The 16,671-nt window shown below is 70.1% G+C and carries 16 protein-coding genes and 1 tRNA gene; 10 read left to right on the top strand and 7 right to left on the bottom strand.

Annotated features, from left to right (window positions below; all coding sequences use genetic code 11):
• Nucleotides 1-7: 7 nt before the first annotated feature.
• From ABZ297_RS25525 to ricT, 6 genes are all read left to right on the top strand, one after another.
• Entirely contained in the window at nt 8-511 is a 504-nt protein-coding gene (locus ABZ297_RS25525) for a helix-turn-helix transcriptional regulator (protein WP_355350752.1), read from the top strand.
• 150 nt (nt 512-661) lie between these two features.
• The gene (gene tmk / locus ABZ297_RS25520) at nt 662-2,704 is read left to right on the top strand and encodes a dTMP kinase (protein WP_355350750.1); all 2,043 of its coding nucleotides are present in this window, start codon (nt 662-664) and stop codon (nt 2,702-2,704) included.
• 9 nt (nt 2,705-2,713) lie between these two features.
• Nucleotides 2,714-3,892 carry a DNA polymerase III subunit delta' gene (locus tag ABZ297_RS25515; RefSeq protein ID WP_355350748.1) on the top strand — a complete coding sequence of 393 codons (1,179 nt, stop codon included), beginning with the start codon at nt 2,714-2,716 and terminating at the stop codon, nt 3,890-3,892.
• Nucleotides 3,893-4,073: 181 nt separating this feature from the next.
• Nucleotides 4,074-4,601: a SigE family RNA polymerase sigma factor gene (locus ABZ297_RS25510; protein ID WP_355350746.1), complete on the top strand. Its 528-nt coding sequence runs from the start codon at nt 4,074-4,076 to the stop codon at nt 4,599-4,601.
• The gene (locus ABZ297_RS25505; protein WP_355350744.1) at nt 4,598-5,662 is read left to right on the top strand and encodes a permease-like cell division protein FtsX; all 1,065 of its coding nucleotides are present in this window, start codon (nt 4,598-4,600) and stop codon (nt 5,660-5,662) included. The genes ABZ297_RS25510 and ABZ297_RS25505 overlap by 4 nt, the downstream gene beginning before the upstream one ends.
• Nucleotides 5,663-5,758: 96 nt before the next feature.
• Nucleotides 5,759-6,607, top strand: coding sequence for a regulatory iron-sulfur-containing complex subunit RicT (ricT, locus tag ABZ297_RS25500; RefSeq protein WP_355350812.1), 849 nt, complete (start codon nt 5,759-5,761; stop codon nt 6,605-6,607).
• Between the two features lie 218 nt (nt 6,608-6,825).
• On the opposite strand, the gene ABZ297_RS25495 is transcribed toward ricT, so the two are convergent.
• From ABZ297_RS25495 to ABZ297_RS25465, 7 genes are read right to left on the bottom strand one after another with little or no spacing between them, the layout of a single operon-like run.
• The gene (locus ABZ297_RS25495; RefSeq protein WP_355350742.1) at nt 6,826-7,686 is read right to left on the bottom strand and encodes a hypothetical protein; all 861 of its coding nucleotides are present in this window, start codon (nt 7,684-7,686) and stop codon (nt 6,826-6,828) included.
• Nucleotides 7,687-7,744: 58 nt separating this feature from the next.
• Nucleotides 7,745-8,917 carry a HAMP domain-containing sensor histidine kinase gene (locus ABZ297_RS25490; RefSeq protein WP_355350740.1) on the bottom strand — a complete coding sequence of 391 codons (1,173 nt, stop codon included), beginning with the start codon at nt 8,915-8,917 and terminating at the stop codon, nt 7,745-7,747.
• The gene (gene cseB / locus ABZ297_RS25485) at nt 8,914-9,573 is read right to left on the bottom strand and encodes a two-component system response regulator CseB (RefSeq protein ID WP_355350738.1); all 660 of its coding nucleotides are present in this window, start codon (nt 9,571-9,573) and stop codon (nt 8,914-8,916) included. The genes ABZ297_RS25490 and cseB overlap by 4 nt, the downstream gene beginning before the upstream one ends.
• Nucleotides 9,570-10,736: an ABC transporter permease gene (locus ABZ297_RS25480; RefSeq protein WP_355350736.1), complete on the bottom strand. Its 1,167-nt coding sequence runs from the start codon at nt 10,734-10,736 to the stop codon at nt 9,570-9,572. The genes cseB and ABZ297_RS25480 overlap by 4 nt, the downstream gene beginning before the upstream one ends.
• A gap of 2 nt (nt 10,737-10,738) precedes the next feature.
• Nucleotides 10,739-11,404, bottom strand: a complete 666-nt coding sequence (locus ABZ297_RS25475) for an ABC transporter ATP-binding protein (protein ID WP_355350734.1) — start codon at nt 11,402-11,404, stop codon at nt 10,739-10,741.
• A complete protein-coding gene (locus tag ABZ297_RS25470; protein WP_355350732.1) occupies nt 11,397-13,025 on the bottom strand; it encodes a peptidoglycan-binding protein in 1,629 nt (542 codons plus the stop codon). The genes ABZ297_RS25475 and ABZ297_RS25470 overlap by 8 nt, the downstream gene beginning before the upstream one ends.
• On the bottom strand, nt 13,022-13,810 hold the full coding sequence (locus ABZ297_RS25465; protein WP_355350730.1) for a hypothetical protein: 789 nt from the start codon (nt 13,808-13,810) through the stop codon (nt 13,022-13,024). Before ABZ297_RS25465 ends, ABZ297_RS25470 begins: the two co-directional genes overlap by 4 nt.
• A gap of 194 nt (nt 13,811-14,004) precedes the next feature.
• Between ABZ297_RS25465 and ABZ297_RS25460 the strand changes: the two genes are divergently transcribed.
• The 4 genes from ABZ297_RS25460 to ABZ297_RS25445 all read left to right on the top strand — a co-directional run bounded on the left by ABZ297_RS25460 (nt 14,005) and on the right by ABZ297_RS25445 (nt 16,532).
• Entirely contained in the window at nt 14,005-15,459 is a 1,455-nt protein-coding gene (locus tag ABZ297_RS25460; RefSeq protein ID WP_355350728.1) for an alpha/beta hydrolase, read from the top strand.
• A gap of 55 nt (nt 15,460-15,514) precedes the next feature.
• A tRNA-Thr gene (locus tag ABZ297_RS25455) sits at nt 15,515-15,588 on the top strand.
• Nucleotides 15,589-15,841: 253 nt separating this feature from the next.
• Nucleotides 15,842-16,300 (top strand): bacteriocin immunity protein, encoded by a 459-nt coding sequence (locus tag ABZ297_RS25450; protein ID WP_355350726.1) that lies wholly within the window; start codon nt 15,842-15,844, stop codon nt 16,298-16,300.
• Between the two features lie 49 nt (nt 16,301-16,349).
• On the top strand, nt 16,350-16,532 hold the full coding sequence (locus ABZ297_RS25445) for an HAD hydrolase-like protein (RefSeq protein WP_355350810.1): 183 nt from the start codon (nt 16,350-16,352) through the stop codon (nt 16,530-16,532).
• Nucleotides 16,533-16,671: the final 139 nt, after the last annotated feature.

The raw sequence follows: 16,671 nt of genomic DNA, 5'->3' as shown, positions 1-16,671 counted from the left end.
AGGTGTCATGGTCTCTCTACCCGACGTTCGGTGGGCCGAGCGGGGCGGGCTGCTGCTGAAGCAGGCACGGCATGCGGCGAGCATGAAGCAGTCGGTGCTGGCCAGCGTCAGTGGCACGTCACGTACCACGCTGTCGGCGTACGAACACGGCAGGAAGTCGCCCACGCTCGAGACGGCCGGGCGCATCCTCGACGCGGCCGGGTTCCGCCTGGTGCTGGAGCCGAAGGTGGAGTTCGCCCGGGTCGGCGCGGTCTTCGTCCCCAACCGATTGCCCCGGCTGGGCGCCGACAAGGCCCTGTCCACGGTGCGCTTCCGTGACAGGGTCTACGACCTGGCCGACCGGGGCGCCCGGCGCGACGCCTACGCCGCCCTGCTCCGGGAGGGCACGCCACAGGAGATCCTCGATCACGTCGACGGCGTGCTGCTGGTCGAGCTCTGGCCCGAGCTGGCGCTGCCTCCCGCCGTCCGGGCGGCCTGGCGGCCGCTGGTGCAGGAGGCCGGGCCGTGCTGAAGGCGGGAGGAAAGTGTTTTCGGGGGCCCATTCGTCGCATGGGCCCTACGCACGGGCGTGCCGACGTAATACCCTCAGCGACGAGCAGGCCGGTGGTTCAGGCTTCGCTTGTCTTCCCACTCCCAGCGAGCACCTGGATACGCTGACATCATGACCGTCCTAGGCCGACGCCGTTCGACTCACGTGCTGGCAAACGCACCGTTCCGCCGGCTCTGGACGGCCATGTCGGTGTGCAGCATGGGCGACTGGCTCAACATCCTCGCGCTGACCGCCCTCGCGGGGAACCTGAACGCGGGCGACTACCGTACGCAGTCGCTGGCGATCGGCGGTGTGTTCATCGCCAAGATGCTGCCCGCGGTGCTGCTCGGGCCGCTCGCGGGCGCGTTCGCCGACCGGTTCGACCGGCGGCTGACCATGTTCTGCTCCGACCTCGCCAGGTTCGCCGTGGTGCTGTCGATCCCGCTGGTCGGCAGCTACCAGTGGGTGATCGTGGCGACCGTCCTGGTCGAGTGCGTGAACCTGTTCTGGGTTCCGGCCAAGGAGGCCACGGTGCCGAACCTGGTGCCGAAGGAGCAGCTCGAAGCGGCCAACCGGCTCAACCTGCTGGTCACGTACGGCAGCGCGCCGGTCGCGGCCATGTTGTTCGCGGCGCTGTCCGTGATGGCCGACCTGGTCAAGCGGCTCGTGCCGCCGCTGTCCGGCATGGACGCCACGGCGCTGCCGCTGTTCGTCAACGCGTGCGCGTACCTCGCGTCGGCGATCCTCATCTTCACGCTCCGCGGCATCCCCAAGCGCGACGGCGCGATCTCCACGCCGTCCGTGCTCAAGCAGATCGTCGACGGCTGGCGGTTCGTGGGCGGCAACCGCCTGGTGCGCGGCCTGATCATCGGCATGCTCGGCGCGTTCGCCGCGGGCGGTGCCGTGGTGGGTGTCGCGAAGATCTACGTGGAAGCGCTCGGCGGCGGCGACGCGGCCTACGGCGTCGTGTTCGGCGCGGTCTTCGTCGGCATGGCGCTGGGCATGTTCTTCGGGCTCAGGCTGCTGAGCGGGCTGTCACGGCGGCGGCTGTTCGGGCTGGCGCTCATCGTGGCCGGGATGGTGCTGGCCGCGATCGCGCTGGTACACAACCTGGTGATCGTGGTCATGCTGACCGTGCTGCTCGGCGCGTGCGCGGGCATCGCGTGGATCATCGGCTACACGCTGATCGGGCTGGAGGTCGAAGACTCCCTGCGGGGCCGCACCTTCTCGTTCCTGCAGTCCACCGCCCGGGTGACCCTGCTGCTCGTGGTCGCCGTCGCCAACCCGCTCGCCGCGCTGTTCGGTGCGCACGTGCTCGGGCTGGGCGACATCACCTACCAGTTCGACGGCTCCAACCTGGTGCTGCTCATCGGCGGCGCGCTCGCGACGGTCGTCGGCGTCCTGGCGCTGCGCCACATGGACGACAGGAAGGGCGTCCCGCTCTCCGCCGACCTGATCGCGGCGGTGCGCGGCGAGCAGTACGAGCCCGAAGGTGGCGAGCAGGTGCCGGGGCTGTTCGTCGCGTTCGAGGGCGGCGAGGGGTCGGGCAAGACCACCCAGTCGCGGCTGCTCGCCATCTGGCTGCGCGACCAGGGGTACGACGTCGTCCAGACCCGCGAGCCCGGCTCGACCAAGGTCGGCATGAGGCTGCGCGCGATCCTCCTCGACGCCGCCGAGCGCGGCCTGTCGCCCCGCTCCGAGGCGCTGCTGTACGCCGCCGACCGCGCCGAGCACGTGGAGAAGGTCATCCGCCCGGCGCTGTACCGGGGCGCGATCGTGGTCTCCGATCGTTACGTCGACTCGTCCCTGGCCTACCAGGGGGCGGGGCGGTCGCTCGACCCCACCGACGTCTCCAAGATGAACGCCTGGGCCACCGGCGGGCTGGTGCCGCACCTCACCGTGCTCATCGACACGCCGCCGCAGGTGGGGCTGACCCGGCTGGGCGGCGCCGCCGACCGGATCGAGGCCGAGCCGCTGGAGTTCCACGAGCGGGTGCGCAAGGAGTTCCGCAAGCTGGCCGCCGCCGCCCCCGACCGCTACCTGGTGGCCGACGGCATGCTGCCGTCCGAGGAGATCACCCGGCTCATCCAGGATCGGGTGCGCGAGATCCTCCCTGACCCGGTGCCGCGCGAGTCCGAAGACATCACGGGCACGATGCCCGCCATCCGCGACTAGCCTTGGTCCGTGACCGTCTTCGATGAGCTCGTCGGGCAGCACCAGGCGATAGCCGTGCTGTCGCGCGCGGCGAGGGCCGCCGGCGAGGTCGTCGACGGCGGGCGCGGCGCGGGCATGACGCACGCCTGGCTGTTCACCGGTCCGCCCGGCTCCGGCAGGGCCGAGGCGGCGCGGGCCTTCGCGGCCGCGCTGCTCTGCCCCGACGGCGGCTGCGGCCACTGCGACCAGTGCCACCAGGTGCTGATCGGCTCTCACCCCGACCTCGAGTCGGTGCGCCCCGACGGCCTGTCCTACAGCGTCAAGCAGACCCGTGAGCTCATCCTCAGGGCCGCCGGCGCGCCGACTCAGGGCCGCTGGCGGGTGATCCTGTTCGAGGACGCCGACCGCGCCACGGAGTCGGCGGCGAACGCGCTGCTCAAGGCGATCGAGGAGCCGCCGCCGCGCACGGTGTGGCTGCTGTGCGCGCCCGCCCCCGACGATCTGATGATCACCATCCGGTCCCGCTGCCGGGTGATCACCCTGGCGACGCCCGCCACCGAGGCGGTCGCGCACGTCCTGGCCACCAGGCACAGCGTCCCCTGGGAGACCGCCAGGTTCGCCGCGCGGGCCGCCCAGGGGCACGTGAGCCGCGCCCGGGCGCTGGCCCTCGACGAGGGCGTACGGCAGCGCCGCGAGGCCGTCCTGGCCATTCCACGCGCGCTGACCGGGGTCGGGGAGTGCGTCTCCGCGGCCGAGCGGCTCGTCAAGACCGCCGAGGAGGAGGCGGCCGCCGCCACGGCGACGCTCAACGAGGCCGAGACCAGCGAGCTGCGCAAGGTCTACGGCGAGGGGTCCACGGGCAAGGGCCTGAACCGGGGGCTGGTCCGCGGTGGCGCCGGGGCGTTGAAGGAGCTCGAAGACCGTCAGAAGTCCCGCGCGACCCGGATCAAACGCGACTCGCTCGACGCGGCGCTGCTGGAACTGGTGTCGTTCTACCGTGACGTGCTGGCCATGCAGTTCGGCGCCGGAGTGGAGCTGGCCAACGACGACCTGCGGTTCGACCTTGACCAGCTGGCGAAGGCGTCCACCTCGGAGGAGACGGTGCGGCGGATCGACGCCATCATGCGGTGCCGCGAACGCCTCGACGCCAACGTCAACCCGCAGATCGCCGTCGAAGCCCTGATGCTCTCGCTGCGCAGCCCCATGTAGTCGTCTTCGCGCCCCGGCGGGCTCGCCGGCTCGCTGCGTGCCCACCGGGCTGCCCTTCGCGTGGTCACCGGCTCCGCGTGTCTCCTGGGCCGGGTTCGGGGCGCGTCGGCGGGTCTGTGGTGAGCCGGAAAATAGCCGGGTGACGGAGGCAGCAGACGAGGCTCCAAGGCGTCTCTGTGGTGTGGAAGTCGAACAGCTCTCCCATGGAGAGGTCCTGATACGCGAGCGCGTCGACGTCGCGTCGATCTTCGCGGAGCATCACGTGGGGCTGGTGCGCCTGGCCTTGGTGATGGTCGGCGACCAGGCGACCGCGGAGGACGTCGTACAGGAGGCGTTCGCCCGCACGCACGCAGGCCGGGGGAGGCTCCGCGATCCCGACAGGGCGCTGGCCTACGTGCGCTCCGCGGTGTTCAACGGGTGCCGGTCGGTGATGCGGAGGCGGGCGCTGGCCTTCCGCCGCGTCGTGCCGTACGAGCCGCCTGTCTGGTCTGCGGAGAGCGCAGTGCTGATGAGCGAGGAGCGCCGCCAGGTGCTGCTCGCCCTGCGCGAGCTGCCGCGCAGGCAGCGCGAGGCGCTGACGTTGCGCTACTACCTCGACCTCTCCGACCAGGAGATCGCCGAGACCATGGGGATCGGCGCGAGCACCGCCAGGTCCACGATCGCGCGAGGGCTCGCCGCCCTCGGCCGAGTACTTGGGGAGGGTTCATGAACAGCCCATTGGAAGACCGCCTGCGCGAGGCGCTCACCGAGGCGGGCGCGACGGTCGACGCCAGCACGCTGAGGCCACTCCAGGCTTCGGGGCGGCGGCGGAGCCGCGTCGATCTGCGGATGGTGGCGGTGGCCGGGGTGGTTCTGGCGGGGGTGGCGGCCGCCGTACTTGTCGCGCCTGGTGACCAGCAGCGTGTCACGACGGCGAATCCGCCTGCCAAGCAGGAGGGGCCGATCGACGTCACCCTCTTCATGTGCGAGAGATCGAGCATGCAGAGCCCTGACTGCGAGGGGCATGCCGCCACCCCTACACAGATGATGACGATGCACAAGACCCTGAAGGCCATGCCCGACGTGGAGAGAGTGGCCTTTGAAGATCAGGCTGCCGCCTACGAGCGCTTCCGCCGGGAGGTCGCCGGAAACGAGGCGCTGCTGGATATGGTCAAGATAACCGACATGCTCGCGTCGTTCCAGCTGGTCCTGAAGCCCGGAGCCGACGTGGACGCCGTGCTCCGGAAGGCGAAGTCCGTGACGAGGGTGGCCTTCGCCAGATATCCGAAACTGCGGGACGAGCTTTTGCCGGATGGCGACGGGGCCAAGGCGGATGTCACCGCTCTCCTCTGTGGTGACAACTCGGTGGAGACGGCGTGCGGAGCCGTTGTCTCGTCGTCGCCGACGAAAAAGGTTCCCAAGATCCTCAAAACAGAGGGCAAGGGCATCACGCCTGCCCAGCAGAAGGCCGTCGCGGCGGCGATCGACACGATGCCGGGCGTCCAGTCAGCGCACTTCGAAGATCAGCAAGAGGCGTACGAGAACTTCAAGCGCGCCTACGCGAGCAGCAAGAACATCTTGCGGGTGGTCAAGGTATCCGACATGCCCACCTCGTTCAGGCTGTTGATGAGCCCTGGCGCCGACTGGTCCGCGGTGATCGACCAGCTGCGCCGTTTGCCCGGCGTCGCTCGCGTCATCAACAACAGGTGCAAGGAGCAGCAGGCGAAGATCCTTTGGGGTTACGGCATCTCCGTCCCCGAGAAGAAGCTGTGCGGTGCGATAACGCCGTAGAGCCCTCACGTTTCGCGCGCCGACCGACGTACTGTGGCAAGCGCAAGGCCGTAAGAACCCCCGACGCGGTCAGGAGGCGAGCTCGAGCCCATGGGAATGATCATGGCCGTGAGCTTCACGCGCTACGGACGGCTCTACTACCTCGATCCCGGCGGGCACAGCCCGAAGGTCGGCGACAAGGTCCTCGTCCCCACGGACGCCGGCCCCGAGGTGGCGGAGTGCGTGTGGGCGCCGCAGTACACGAGCGAAGAGATCGACGGGCTGCCCGTATGCCAGGGGATCGCGGGTGAGGAGCACCTCACCCGCGACGAGGCCAACAAGCGCCGCAGGGCCGAGGCCCGGAGCGTGTCCAAGCGCCTGATCAAACGGCACACCCTGCCGATGAAGGTGGTGGGCGTCGACTTCCTGGACCAGGACAACGTCTACACGGTTTACTTCTCGGCCCCGCACCGGGTGGACTTCCGCGCACTGGTCCGCGATCTGGCCCGCAACCTCCGGGCCCGGGTGGAGCTCCGCCAGATCGGCCCACGCGACGAGGCCCGCCTACAGGGCGGCATCGGCCCCTGCGGCCGAGACCTGTGCTGCGCCACCTTCCTGAAGGACTTCGAACCGGTCTCCGTCCGCATGGCCAAGGATCAGGACCTCCCGGTCAACCCGCTCCGCATCGCGGGGGCCTGCGGTCGGCTGATGTGCTGCCTGAAGTACGAACACCCGCTGTACATGGAGTTCCGTGCGGCGGCCCCGAGGGCCGGGGCGAGGGTCGAGACCCCTCAGGGGGCGGGAACGGTGGTGGGGCACAACGTCCCGGCCGACTCGGTCACGGTTCGCCTGGACGATGGAGGGCGGCGCTGCGCGTGCCCGTCGGCCTCCGTCTGCTCGCCACGGCAGCAGCACGAGAAGATGTACGGCACAGAAGACACCGCCCGACCCGAAGTCGAGGAGTAGTCAAGACCTGTGTCGCTCACCAGGCGGTCGTGAGCTGTGCGGGATTTCGTTGCTCAAGCCGTGCAGGAGTCGGTGACGACGGCACCCATCGTGTTCGCCGTTGGGGCCGGCCATGTAGCCGTCAACTGAGACCTGGACCTGGAGCTTGAGCTTGAGCTTGCGCATGGGTGCTTCCTTTCCGTGCCGTTGTCTCGTGGCTCCACAGTGTCGGAAAGGTCTTACGGTCTCCTTTCGCCGGGCCTAAGGTCAATGTTGACGTGCCGGGTCACCGCGGCGATGAGGGTCGCGCTGCTGTCGAGTGCGGCGCGCAGGCCGACAGCGGGCGGGCTGCCCGCCCGCTGGTGGAGGACGACGCCGAGGACGAGTCGCCCCTGGGTGCGCGCCGCCCACATGAGGTTGCCGCCGGCCGCGGTGCTCGACCCCGTCTTGAGGCCGATCACGCCCTGCTTGCCCAGCAGGGTGTTGGTGTTGGTGATCGTGCGGGAGATGCCGGGAACGGTGAGTTCCCTGGTGGCGACGATGTCCCGCAGGACCTGGCTCTTCATGGCCGCGCGCGTCAGCGCGAGCTGGTCGGCGGCCGTGCTCGTGGTGGAGTCCTCGTACCCGCTGGCACCGGTGTAGGTGGTGTCGTCCATACCGAGTTGGTCGGCGGCCCTGTTCATCTTGGCGGCGAAGGCCTGCTGGGTGCCGGCGTCCCAGCGGGCCAGCATCCTGGCGATGTTGTTGCCCGACGGGATCAGCATGAGCTGCAGCATCTGCCGCTCGGTGAATCGCTGACCCTCGCTGACCTGCACGGTCGACTCGTCGCTCGACGAGCTCTCCGCGGCGGCGGTGGCGTCGATCGTGATGACCGGGCCGTCCTGGCCCGCCTTCAGCGGGTGCCGCTCGAGGATCACGTAGGCGGTCATGACCTTGGTCAGGCTGGCGATCGGCACCGGTGTCCGCTCGCCCTTGACCTGGGTGCCCGCCCCGTCGACCGCTACGGCTGCCTGGCCCTCCGCGGGCCAGCCGGAGGAGTCTCTGGTCACGACCCACCCGAGGGAGGCGATCAGGACGGCGACGATCAGGAAACGTGTCATACGCACACCATCGGAGCGGGAGATGTCCGCTCAGCGGTGGCCGTGTATCAGCGACCGCTCAACCAGGTATCAGGTCGAGCAGGGCGACTGCGCCGCCGTCCGGCGCGTCGGCGAGCTCCAACCGGGCGACCGCGCCGCCGTCCGGCGCGTTGGCGAGCTCCAGCCGGGCGCCGATCACTCGCGCCTGCCCCAGGGCGATCGTCAGCCCGAGCCCCTGCCCCTGCCCGCGGAAGCGCTGCGGCCCCTCAGCCAGCAGATCGGCGGGAAAACCCGGCCCGTGATCGCGTACGGCTATCGCCCCGTCACCGATCAGCACCTCCACCGGCTCCTTGCCGTGCCGGTGGGCGTTGGTCACCAGGTTGGTCAGGATGCGGTCCAGCCGCCGGGGATCGGTGACCGCCGTCGGCTCTCCGATCACCTCAAGCCGCACGGGCAGCCCGGTACGCCGGACTGACTCGGCGACCATGGGACCGAGCGGCACCGTGGACAGCTGGGGCTGCTCGGCTCCCGCGTCCAGGCGGGAGATCTCCAGCAGGTCCTCGATGAGGTGGCGCAGGACGCGGACCCTGTCGCGGACGTAGTCGGTGGCCTGCCCCTCCGGCAGCAGCTCGGCCGAGGTGACCAGGCCCATGAGCGGGGTGCGCAGCTCGTGCGCGACGTCGGCGGTGAACCGCTGCTCGCTGTGGAGCCGCTGTTGCAGGGCGGCGGCCATGGAGTCGACGGCGGTGGAGATCTCGGCGATCTCGTCCCTGCCGTTGCTCGGTCCGATCCTGGCGTCGAGGTCGCCGTCGGCGATACGGCGTGCCGTACCGGCCACCAGGCGGAGCCTGCGGCTGAGCCGCGCGACCACCAGCGCCGTGGCGGGCACCACGACGGCGAGGGCGACCAGCCCCGCCTTGGCCATGCTCCGGTCGAACGCCTCCAGGTTGCGCTGGTCGCCGCCCATGTCGATCCAGACGGCCCTGACGTGGTCGCCCTCGCGCTTGGCGGCCCACATCACCGGGCCGTGCCGTCCTGAGTCGTCGTACCAGGTCACCCGCTGTCCTGGCGCTACGTCGCGCAGGGGAGCCGGGGGATCGTCCACCGGCGTGCCGGTGTCGACTGCTTCCAGGGCCCGCTCCCGGGCGATGCCGTAGGCGCGGTCGAAGGTGGACTTGTGCACCAGCAGCCCGACCGCGATGGCGACCGTACACGCGGCGGCGACGACGAGGGCGCCGATCTTCCAGATCATCGGCGCAGCTTGTAGCCGAAGCCGCGCACCGTCTCGATGCGGTCGGCGCCGACCTTGGCCCGCAGCCGCTGCACGCACAGGTCGACGACGCGGCTGTCGCCGTCCCACGCGTAGTCCCAGACGTTGGCCAGCAGGGTCTGCCTGTCCAGCACGACGCCGGGGTTGGCGGCGAACTCCAGCAGGAGCTTCAGCTCGGTGGGTGACAGCGCCAGGCGGGAGCCGCCCCTGTGCACCTCCATGCCCTCGGGGTCGATGACCAGGTCGCCGAAGACGAGCTGGGCGCTCCCCTGGCGCTGCCCGCCCCTGCGCAGCAGCGACCGGATCCTGGCCACCAGCACCGCGGTGTCGACCGGCTTGACCACGTAGTCGTCCGCGCCCGCCTCCAGCCCCGACACCACGTCCAGGCTGTCGCCGCGCGCCGACATCATCAGGATCGGCACCTGGCTGACCTCCCTGACCCTGCGGGTCAGCCCGATGCCGTCCAGTGCGGGCAGCATCACGTCGAGCAGCAGCACGTCGTGGCCGCCCGACCGGAAGAGCTCGAGCCCGGCCAGGCCGTCGCCCGCCGTGGACACCTGGTAGCCGTAGCGCTCGAGCGCCAGGCCCACGGTGTTCCTGATCACCTCGTCGTCCTCGACGAGCAGCAGGTGGGTCATCGCAGCGCGTCCACAGGTTCCATGCGGGCCGCGCGCATCGAGGGATAGAGCCCCGCCAGCAGTCCGACCAGCGCGCCCATCACCGGGGCCGCGACGGCCAGTCGTACGTCGAGGACGGGTGTCCACTGCTTGGCCGCCGAGATGGCGACGATGGCCGCCACGCCGATGGCGGCGCCCACCACGCCCCCGGTCAGGCCGGTCAGCGTGGACTCCAGCAGGAACTGCGCGGCGATGTGCCGGCGCGCGGCGCCCAGCGAGCGTCGCAGCCCGATCTCCGTGGTTCGTTCCATAATGGTCACCAATGTCACGTTAGCGATGCCGACGGCGCCCACGACCAGGGAGACCAGCCCGAGGACCAGGAACAGCCCGTTGACATCGTTCCGCACCGCGTCGCGCGCCCTGGTCGGGCTGGGCGGGTTGACCACCTGCAGGACCCCCTCGCCGCCCGGCTTGAGCGCGGTCGCCACCTGCCCGGCGATCAGGTCGGCGGCGCCGAGACTCGTGGTGACCAGCACCCTGGTCACGCCGCCGAGCCCCAGCAGCCTACCCGCCGCCGGCGGGACCAGGACCGAACCGCTGAGGCCCCTGTCCCGCTGGAAGCCGCCCAGGATGCCGATGACGGTGAAGGCCCGCCCGTCGATGAACACCGCCGGCGCGCGCTCCAGCCGGGAGACGCCGAGCAGCCTGGCCGCCTGCTCGCCCAGCACGACCACCCTGTCGCCACGCCTCATGTGCCCCTGGTCGAAGTAGCGGCCCTGGAGCATGCGCCCCCTCACGGTGGCGGGCAACCCGGAGGTGGTGGCGACCACGCTCAGCGTCTGGCTGCCCGCCCGGGTGGGATCGAGGAGGTTGTTGGAGCGGACGACCAGGTTGGCGCTCTGCCCGCCCTCGGCCAGCGCGGCGGCGGCCGTCACGCCACGCAACCTGGTCACCTGGTCGACGGCCGCCCAGCCCACCTCGCCGGTGGGCACCTCGACGGTGATCGCGGTGGCGGTGAGCGCGTCGAACCGGCCGACGATCTGGTTGCCCGCCGTCGCCGCCGTGCCCAGCGTGATCACCAACGTCGCGATGCCCAGGACGGTCCCCAGCGCCGTCAGCGCCGCGCGCACCGGGCGGGCGAGCAGCCCGGCCAGCGCCTCGTTCAGCAGGTCGCTCGGGTGCACGGCTACTCCTCCACCAGGACGCCGTCGGTGATCCGAACCCTGCGCGCGGCCCGGTCGCTGACCTCGTTCTCGTGCGTGATGACCACGATGGTCATGCCCTGTTCGCGCAACTCGTCGAAGAGGTCGAGCACGGCTTCGGTGTTCCTGCTGTCGAGGTTGCCCGTCGGCTCGTCGCACAGCAGCAGACAGGGCGCGCCCATCAGCGCGCGGGCGATGGCGGCCCGCTGCCGTTCCCCGCCGGACAGGCGATCGGGCAGGTAACCGACCCGGTGGGACAGGCTCACCCGGTCCAGCGCGGCCAGCGCTCTGGCCCTGCGGTCCCTGCGCGGATGCCCGCCGTACACCTCTGCCAGCATCACGTTCTCCACGACGCTGCGCTGAGGAAGCAGGTGGAAGGACTGGAAGACGAAGCCGATACGGCTGCCGCGCACTCTGGTCCGCTCCCCCTCGCCGAGCGAGGTCGTCTCGACGCCGTCGAGCCGGTAACTGCCGGAGGTGGGCCGGTCGAGCAGGCCGAGCACGTTGAGCAGCGTCGACTTGCCCGATCCCGACGGCCCGACGACGGCCACGTAGTCGCAGGCGCCCACCACGAGCGAGACGTCCGACAGGGCGCGCACCGTGGCGAACTCCTTGGTCAGCGCCTCAAGGGCGATCACCGGCTCAGCCACGGTTGACCACCACCCGGTCGCCGGGCCGCAGGTCTCCGGTGACCTCGACGGCGCCGTCGGCGGTGAGCCCGGTACGCACCTCGACCTCCCTGGTCCTGTCGGTGGCCGTCTCCACCAGCACCCTGGCCCTCCCGTCCGCCGCAGTGATCACCGCGGCCACCGGGACGATCAGCACCTCCCGGTCGGTGGCGCCCACCGTGATCCGCGCTGTCACGGTGTCGCCGCTCTTGAGCCCCTTCGAGCCGCTCGGGGTGATCCGTACGGACTCGCCGGGTACGCGCACCACGCCGCTCACGCTCTTGCCCGACTGCGTCTCGATCGCCACCTCCATGCCCTTCTTGACCAGCTCCGCCTCCTTCGGATCCGCCGCACCGGTGATCATGAACGTCGAACTCGTCACCGTGGCGACGACCTCGTCGACCGGCCGGCCCGCCTTGGCCGTCGCCTTGCGGAGGTGGGCGGGCAGCTTGGGCAGGAAGACCACCTCGCCGGAGGGCACTGTCGTGCCGTAGGTGCGCTCGAACTCCGCCAGGATGGACGAGGCCGAGGCCAGGTCCCGCCGGGCGTCGGCCAGCCTGAGCTTGACCGGGGAGAGCTGCCTGGCCTGACGCAGCTCCTGCTCGGCCGCGACCACCGCCCCACGCGCGTCCCGGACGGTCTTGCGCAGCTCGTCCATCCGTTTCTCCCAGGCCCTGCGAGCCTCCTCGCCCACCCTGGACAGCGCGGAGCGCGCGGCCTCCAGTTCCGCGCGGGCGTTGGCCAGGCGCAGTTCGAGCAGCTGGGTATCCGGCGGCGAAGGTGCCGGCGTGGGCGTCGCCGCCGGTGGTGTTGTGGGAGTCGCTCTTGCCGCCGCCAGCTCCTGCTCAGCCGCCAGCACCTTCTCCTGCGCCGCCCGGACCGCCGCCTCCGCCGTCTCGCGCGCGGCGTCGGAGCTCTCGGCCGCCGCCCCGTCCAACGCCCTCTTCGCCGCCCGCAGGTCCTGCCGGGCGTTGTTCAGCTTGATCTTGAGCGGCAGCACGTCCCGCCCCTGGTCGAGCGCCTTCTGCTCGGTGAGCAGCGTCTCTCTCGCGGTCTGTACGGTGCGGCGTAGCGTGTCACGCTGCTGCCTGGCCGCGATCGTCGGCCGCTGGGCCTCGTACCCCTTTCTGGCGTAGAACCTGGTCACCGCCGCGATCGTGGCCCGGTCGAACACCCCGCTCGCCGGAGCCCGCAGCGCCTTCTGCAACTGCCTGACGTCGTCGCCCCTGGCGCCGGGAGTGAGCGTGCGGTGCATCGGCACGCGGCCGGTGAAGGCGAAGACGGGCCGGCCGTTGACCTCCATCAGCACGGCGCCCTCCGTCACCCTGCCCGGACGAGGGGCGCGGGTCACCCGCTGCAGGTCCTCGTCGCCGCCGACCACCCCGGCCAGCGTGATCGGCAGCGGCGAGCCGTACGCCACCGTGCCGGCGACCACGACGGTGCTGACCAGCTTGCGGCGCTCGACCGGAACGGTGATCAGCGACGGCCTGGGCGGGGTGCGCGCGGCTGCCTCGTCCGCCGGGGAGCGCAGCTGCGTGCCCACTCCCCAGCCCGCACCCGCGATGGCCAGCACCCCGCCCAGGACGATCAGTAGCTTTCTCATGGCGTGGGAGAGAACCCGAACTTCGTCCTGGCCTCGATGGTGAGCCGCGCGAACTTGGGGTTGTAGACGGCGTAGAAGTCCTTGCCGCACTCGAGGTCGTCCAGCGCCGCCTTGACCTCCTTCGCCAGGTACGGCCTGGCCTTGCCGGCCGAGACGTTCCCGCCGAGCTTGCGCAGCTGGTCCATCCAGATGCCCGGGCCGTTGCTGTTCACCCCGTTCGGGGCGGACGAGGACACCACCTGTCCCTTGGACCTCAGGCACTCGGCGAACGGCCCGGCCAGCTCCACCAGCTTCGGATCAGCGTCCATCTCCTTGTCGATGTCCTCGATCGCCTTGGCCGTCATGTCCGACAGCTGCCTGATCGACGTGAGCTCCAGCCCGAGGACCTGCTTGGCGGAGGAGAGGTAGCAGGCTTCGCCGGCGGCCTGGTAAGCCTTGCGCTGGGAGGCGGGCAGCGCCTTCTTGGTCTTCTCGTTCGGATCCTCGACCGGCTGCTTCTGCGCGGGGTAGACGACGGTGGAGAAGATCCCGAAGCCGTACTTCGAGCGCGTCTCCTTCAGCGCCGCGTACTCGCCACCCGCCACCCGCTTCTCGAGATCGCTCTGGGTGGACGGGCTGATGAAGGGGGTGTAGGAGAAGCCCTTCTGCTTCATGCAGTCCGCCGTGACGGACTCCCTGACCCTGCGCTTGTCCGCCGGTGGGGCGTCGGCGCTCTCCTTCGCTGCGGAACACCCGGACGCCAGGGCCAGCCCCAGCAGGCCACAGACGATCAGTCGATTAGGCATGCCGAGCACTCTGGGCGGCCCGGTTGTCGACACCGTAGCGGTCGTGTATCAGCGGGCACTCAGGGCTGTATCAGTTCAGGCGTCTCGCGGACGCGATGGGACGCCGGCAGACGTACGTGCGCGCGCGGGGGCTCGGGCCGTGGTGTGCTGGAAGGTTGATTGCAGGCTGGTCAGGGCGCGTAGGATCCCGGAGCGTGTGGGTTCGAGTGCTGGCCGTCATCGCCGGAATGATCCTTCTCGCCTGCGGGTGTGGTGCGGCGAAGAGACCGGCCGCCGACGGGCTCGCGTGGGCCGACTGCGACGACGGGTTCGAGTGCGCGAAGCTCCGGGTGCCGCTCGATCACGGCAAGCCCGACGGCGAGAAGATCGATATCGGGGTGATCCGGCTACCCGCCACCGGCGACCGAATAGGCTCGCTGGTGATCAACCCGGGCGGGCCGGGCAGTTCCGGCATCCAGTACGCCAGAGCTGCTCAGGTGACTCTGAGCCGAAAAATCCGGGAGCGCTTCGACATCGTGGGGTTCGACCCGCGTGGCGTCGGGGAGTCCGAGCCGGTCAGGTGTCTGAGCGACGACCGTCTCGACGCGTTCCTCGCACTGGACACGACCCCCGACTCCCCGCAGGAGCAGGCCGCGCTGGAGCAGGGCTCGCGCGAGTTCGCGGACGGCTGCCAGGCCAGGTCGGGACGTCTGCTCCCACACCTCGGAACCGCCGACGCCGCCCGCGACATGGACCTCCTGCGCCAGGCGTTGGGCGAGGAGAAGCTGACCTACCTCGGCAAGTCCTACGGCACCTTCCTGGGCGCCGTGTATGCCGACCTCTTCCCCGCCAAGGTTCGCGCGCTGGTGCTCGACGGCGCCCTGGACCCGTCCATCCCCCGCCTCAAACTCAACTCCGACCAGGCCATGGGCTTCGAGCGCGCCTTCCGCGCGTACGTCGAGGACTGCCTGGCTGAGGCCAGCTGCCCGTTCCGCAGCCACGACGTGGACGGCGCCCTGAACGAACTCGCCGACCTGCTACGCCGCACGGACGCGCAAGCCCTGCCGTCCAACGGACGTCAGGTCACCGAGGCCCTGGCCACGCTGGGCGCGCTGACCCCGCTCTACGACCGCGACTCCTGGCCCGAACTGACGAAGACACTCCGCCAGGCGCTGGCCGGCGACGGCACCTCGCTCCTCGCCAACGCGGACCGGCTCATCGGCAGACGCGACAACGGCACCTACTCCAACCAGACCGAGGCCAACATGGCCGTCAACTGCGTCGACAGCGCTTACCCGCGCGAAACCTCCGCCTACGCCACCGCGGCGGCCGAGGCGGCTGAACGATCGCCGAGATTCGGTCCGTACATCATGTGGAGCTCCCTCCCCTGCGCGACCTGGCCCGCCAAGCCGACGTTCAGCAACCATCCGCTCAAGGCCAGAGGATCGGCCCCCATCCTCGTCATAGGCACCAAACGCGACCCGGCGACCCCGTACGAGTGGGCGCAGTCCCTCGCGTCCCAGCTGGACTCGGGCGTCTTCCTCGGCTTCGACGGCGACGGCCACACGGCCTACTTCAACGGCTCGTCCTGTGTGGACGACGCTGTGGACACCTACCTCCTGACGGGTGTGGCACCTGCGGACGGGACGATCTGTCCGGGGATCAGCTAGTCAGCGGGAGCAAGAACCCCTCTGGCTCCTGTAGACTCATCACGCTGCACGGCACGCCGCCTTAGCTCAGTCGGCCAGAGCACTTCACTCGTAATGAAGGGGTCTGGGGTTCGAATCCCCAAGGCGGCTCCCAGGTCAAAGGCCCTTCCGGATGATCCGGGAGGGCCTTCTGCGTGGGCGTACAGCAACCGCCTCTACCGGGGATAGGTCAGACCAGTCTGGCGGGATCAGCTGGAGGCGCCCGATGCCGACGGGAAGACGAGGGAGGGCATTCATGCTGCCCAGGAAACCGGCTGGCATGGACCGATCGTGACACTCCCCGCCCGGCGCGTGGTCCGATGGGCCGCGAAGACTGTCGTGCCTCACAGGGACAATGTCCGGCATGGATCTACGACCGGAATTGCTTCCCCCACCGGTGCCCAGGGAATTCATGAAGCAACTGGGCGCTGAGATCGACCGGATCGCCCAACTCATAGAAGAAGGCAGAATGCCGGAGGCGCGCCAGGCCATAGCAGCGCTCAATGAGCAGACCGGCCACAGCTACAAGCCCCGACATTTCGCCGCGTACTGGGAGTCGGAAGATCTGGAGGACGTTGTCAAGAACGCCGCCCGCCCGGCCCCGGCGAAAGTACCGGACATCACCCCGGCAGAACTGGCAGAAATCGTTCGCCGGATCATGGAGGCCGACCCGGAGAGCGATTACTACTTGGCGCTGCTCGAAGCCAACGTGCCGCATCCAGAAGTCAGCGACCTGATCTTCTGGCCTCCGGATGAGCTGCGAGACGCCATCCCGGAGGAGATAGTCGAAGCCGCTCTTCGGTACCGCCCTATCCCCTTGTGAAACCGACCGGCGAAGACGGACGCGGCAGGCCAGGTCGTGCCAGTTAGCGCTGCGAGTCGACATCGGCGATGCCGCGCTGATCGGCGACTCCGACTTCGACGTGGAAGCCGCGGTTCGAGCCGGAGCCCGCAGTATCGCGTACGCCGTGGAACCGGTTAAGGCCGAGAGCCTGACGCGCGCCGGAGCCGATGCGGTGATCGGGAGCATGGTCGAGTTGGCGGCCAGTCTGTAGCCAGACGAGATGGGGCAGAAGGCCCGTGATTCATACCTTCCCTACGTCATCAAGCCGCCGCCCGATGGGCGGCGGGCGGCCGGGCGGTCCGGGCGGGGCGGGGGGCACACCCGGCCCGGCCCCCCCCGCCCGATCAGGC

Source organism: Nonomuraea sp. NPDC005983 (genome assembly GCF_040614375.1).
GTDB lineage: Bacteria > Actinomycetota > Actinomycetes > Streptosporangiales > Streptosporangiaceae > Nonomuraea.
Note: the sequence above shows the minus strand (reverse complement) of the source record. Positions and strands in the feature narration are given on the sequence as shown.

Excerpts from the sequence above, each read along its gene's own strand:
- ABZ297_RS25525 (WP_355350752.1), top strand. The coding sequence starts at position 8 with ATGGTCTCTCTACCCGACGTTCGGTGGGCCGAGCGGGGCGGGCTGCTG.
- tmk (WP_355350750.1), top strand. The coding sequence starts at position 662 with ATGACCGTCCTAGGCCGACGCCGTTCGACTCACGTGCTGGCAAACGCA.
- ABZ297_RS25505 (WP_355350744.1), top strand. The coding sequence starts at position 4,598 with ATGAACAGCCCATTGGAAGACCGCCTGCGCGAGGCGCTCACCGAGGCG.
- ricT (WP_355350812.1), top strand. The coding sequence starts at position 5,759 with ATGATCATGGCCGTGAGCTTCACGCGCTACGGACGGCTCTACTACCTC.
- ABZ297_RS25495 (WP_355350742.1), bottom strand. The coding sequence starts at position 7,686 with ATGACACGTTTCCTGATCGTCGCCGTCCTGATCGCCTCCCTCGGGTGG.
- ABZ297_RS25490 (WP_355350740.1), bottom strand. The coding sequence starts at position 8,917 with ATGATCTGGAAGATCGGCGCCCTCGTCGTCGCCGCCGCGTGTACGGTC.
- cseB (WP_355350738.1), bottom strand. The coding sequence starts at position 9,573 with ATGACCCACCTGCTGCTCGTCGAGGACGACGAGGTGATCAGGAACACC.
- ABZ297_RS25470 (WP_355350732.1), bottom strand. The coding sequence starts at position 13,025 with ATGAGAAAGCTACTGATCGTCCTGGGCGGGGTGCTGGCCATCGCGGGT.
- ABZ297_RS25465 (WP_355350730.1), bottom strand. The coding sequence starts at position 13,810 with ATGCCTAATCGACTGATCGTCTGTGGCCTGCTGGGGCTGGCCCTGGCG.
- ABZ297_RS25450 (WP_355350726.1), top strand. The coding sequence starts at position 15,842 with ATGGATCTACGACCGGAATTGCTTCCCCCACCGGTGCCCAGGGAATTC.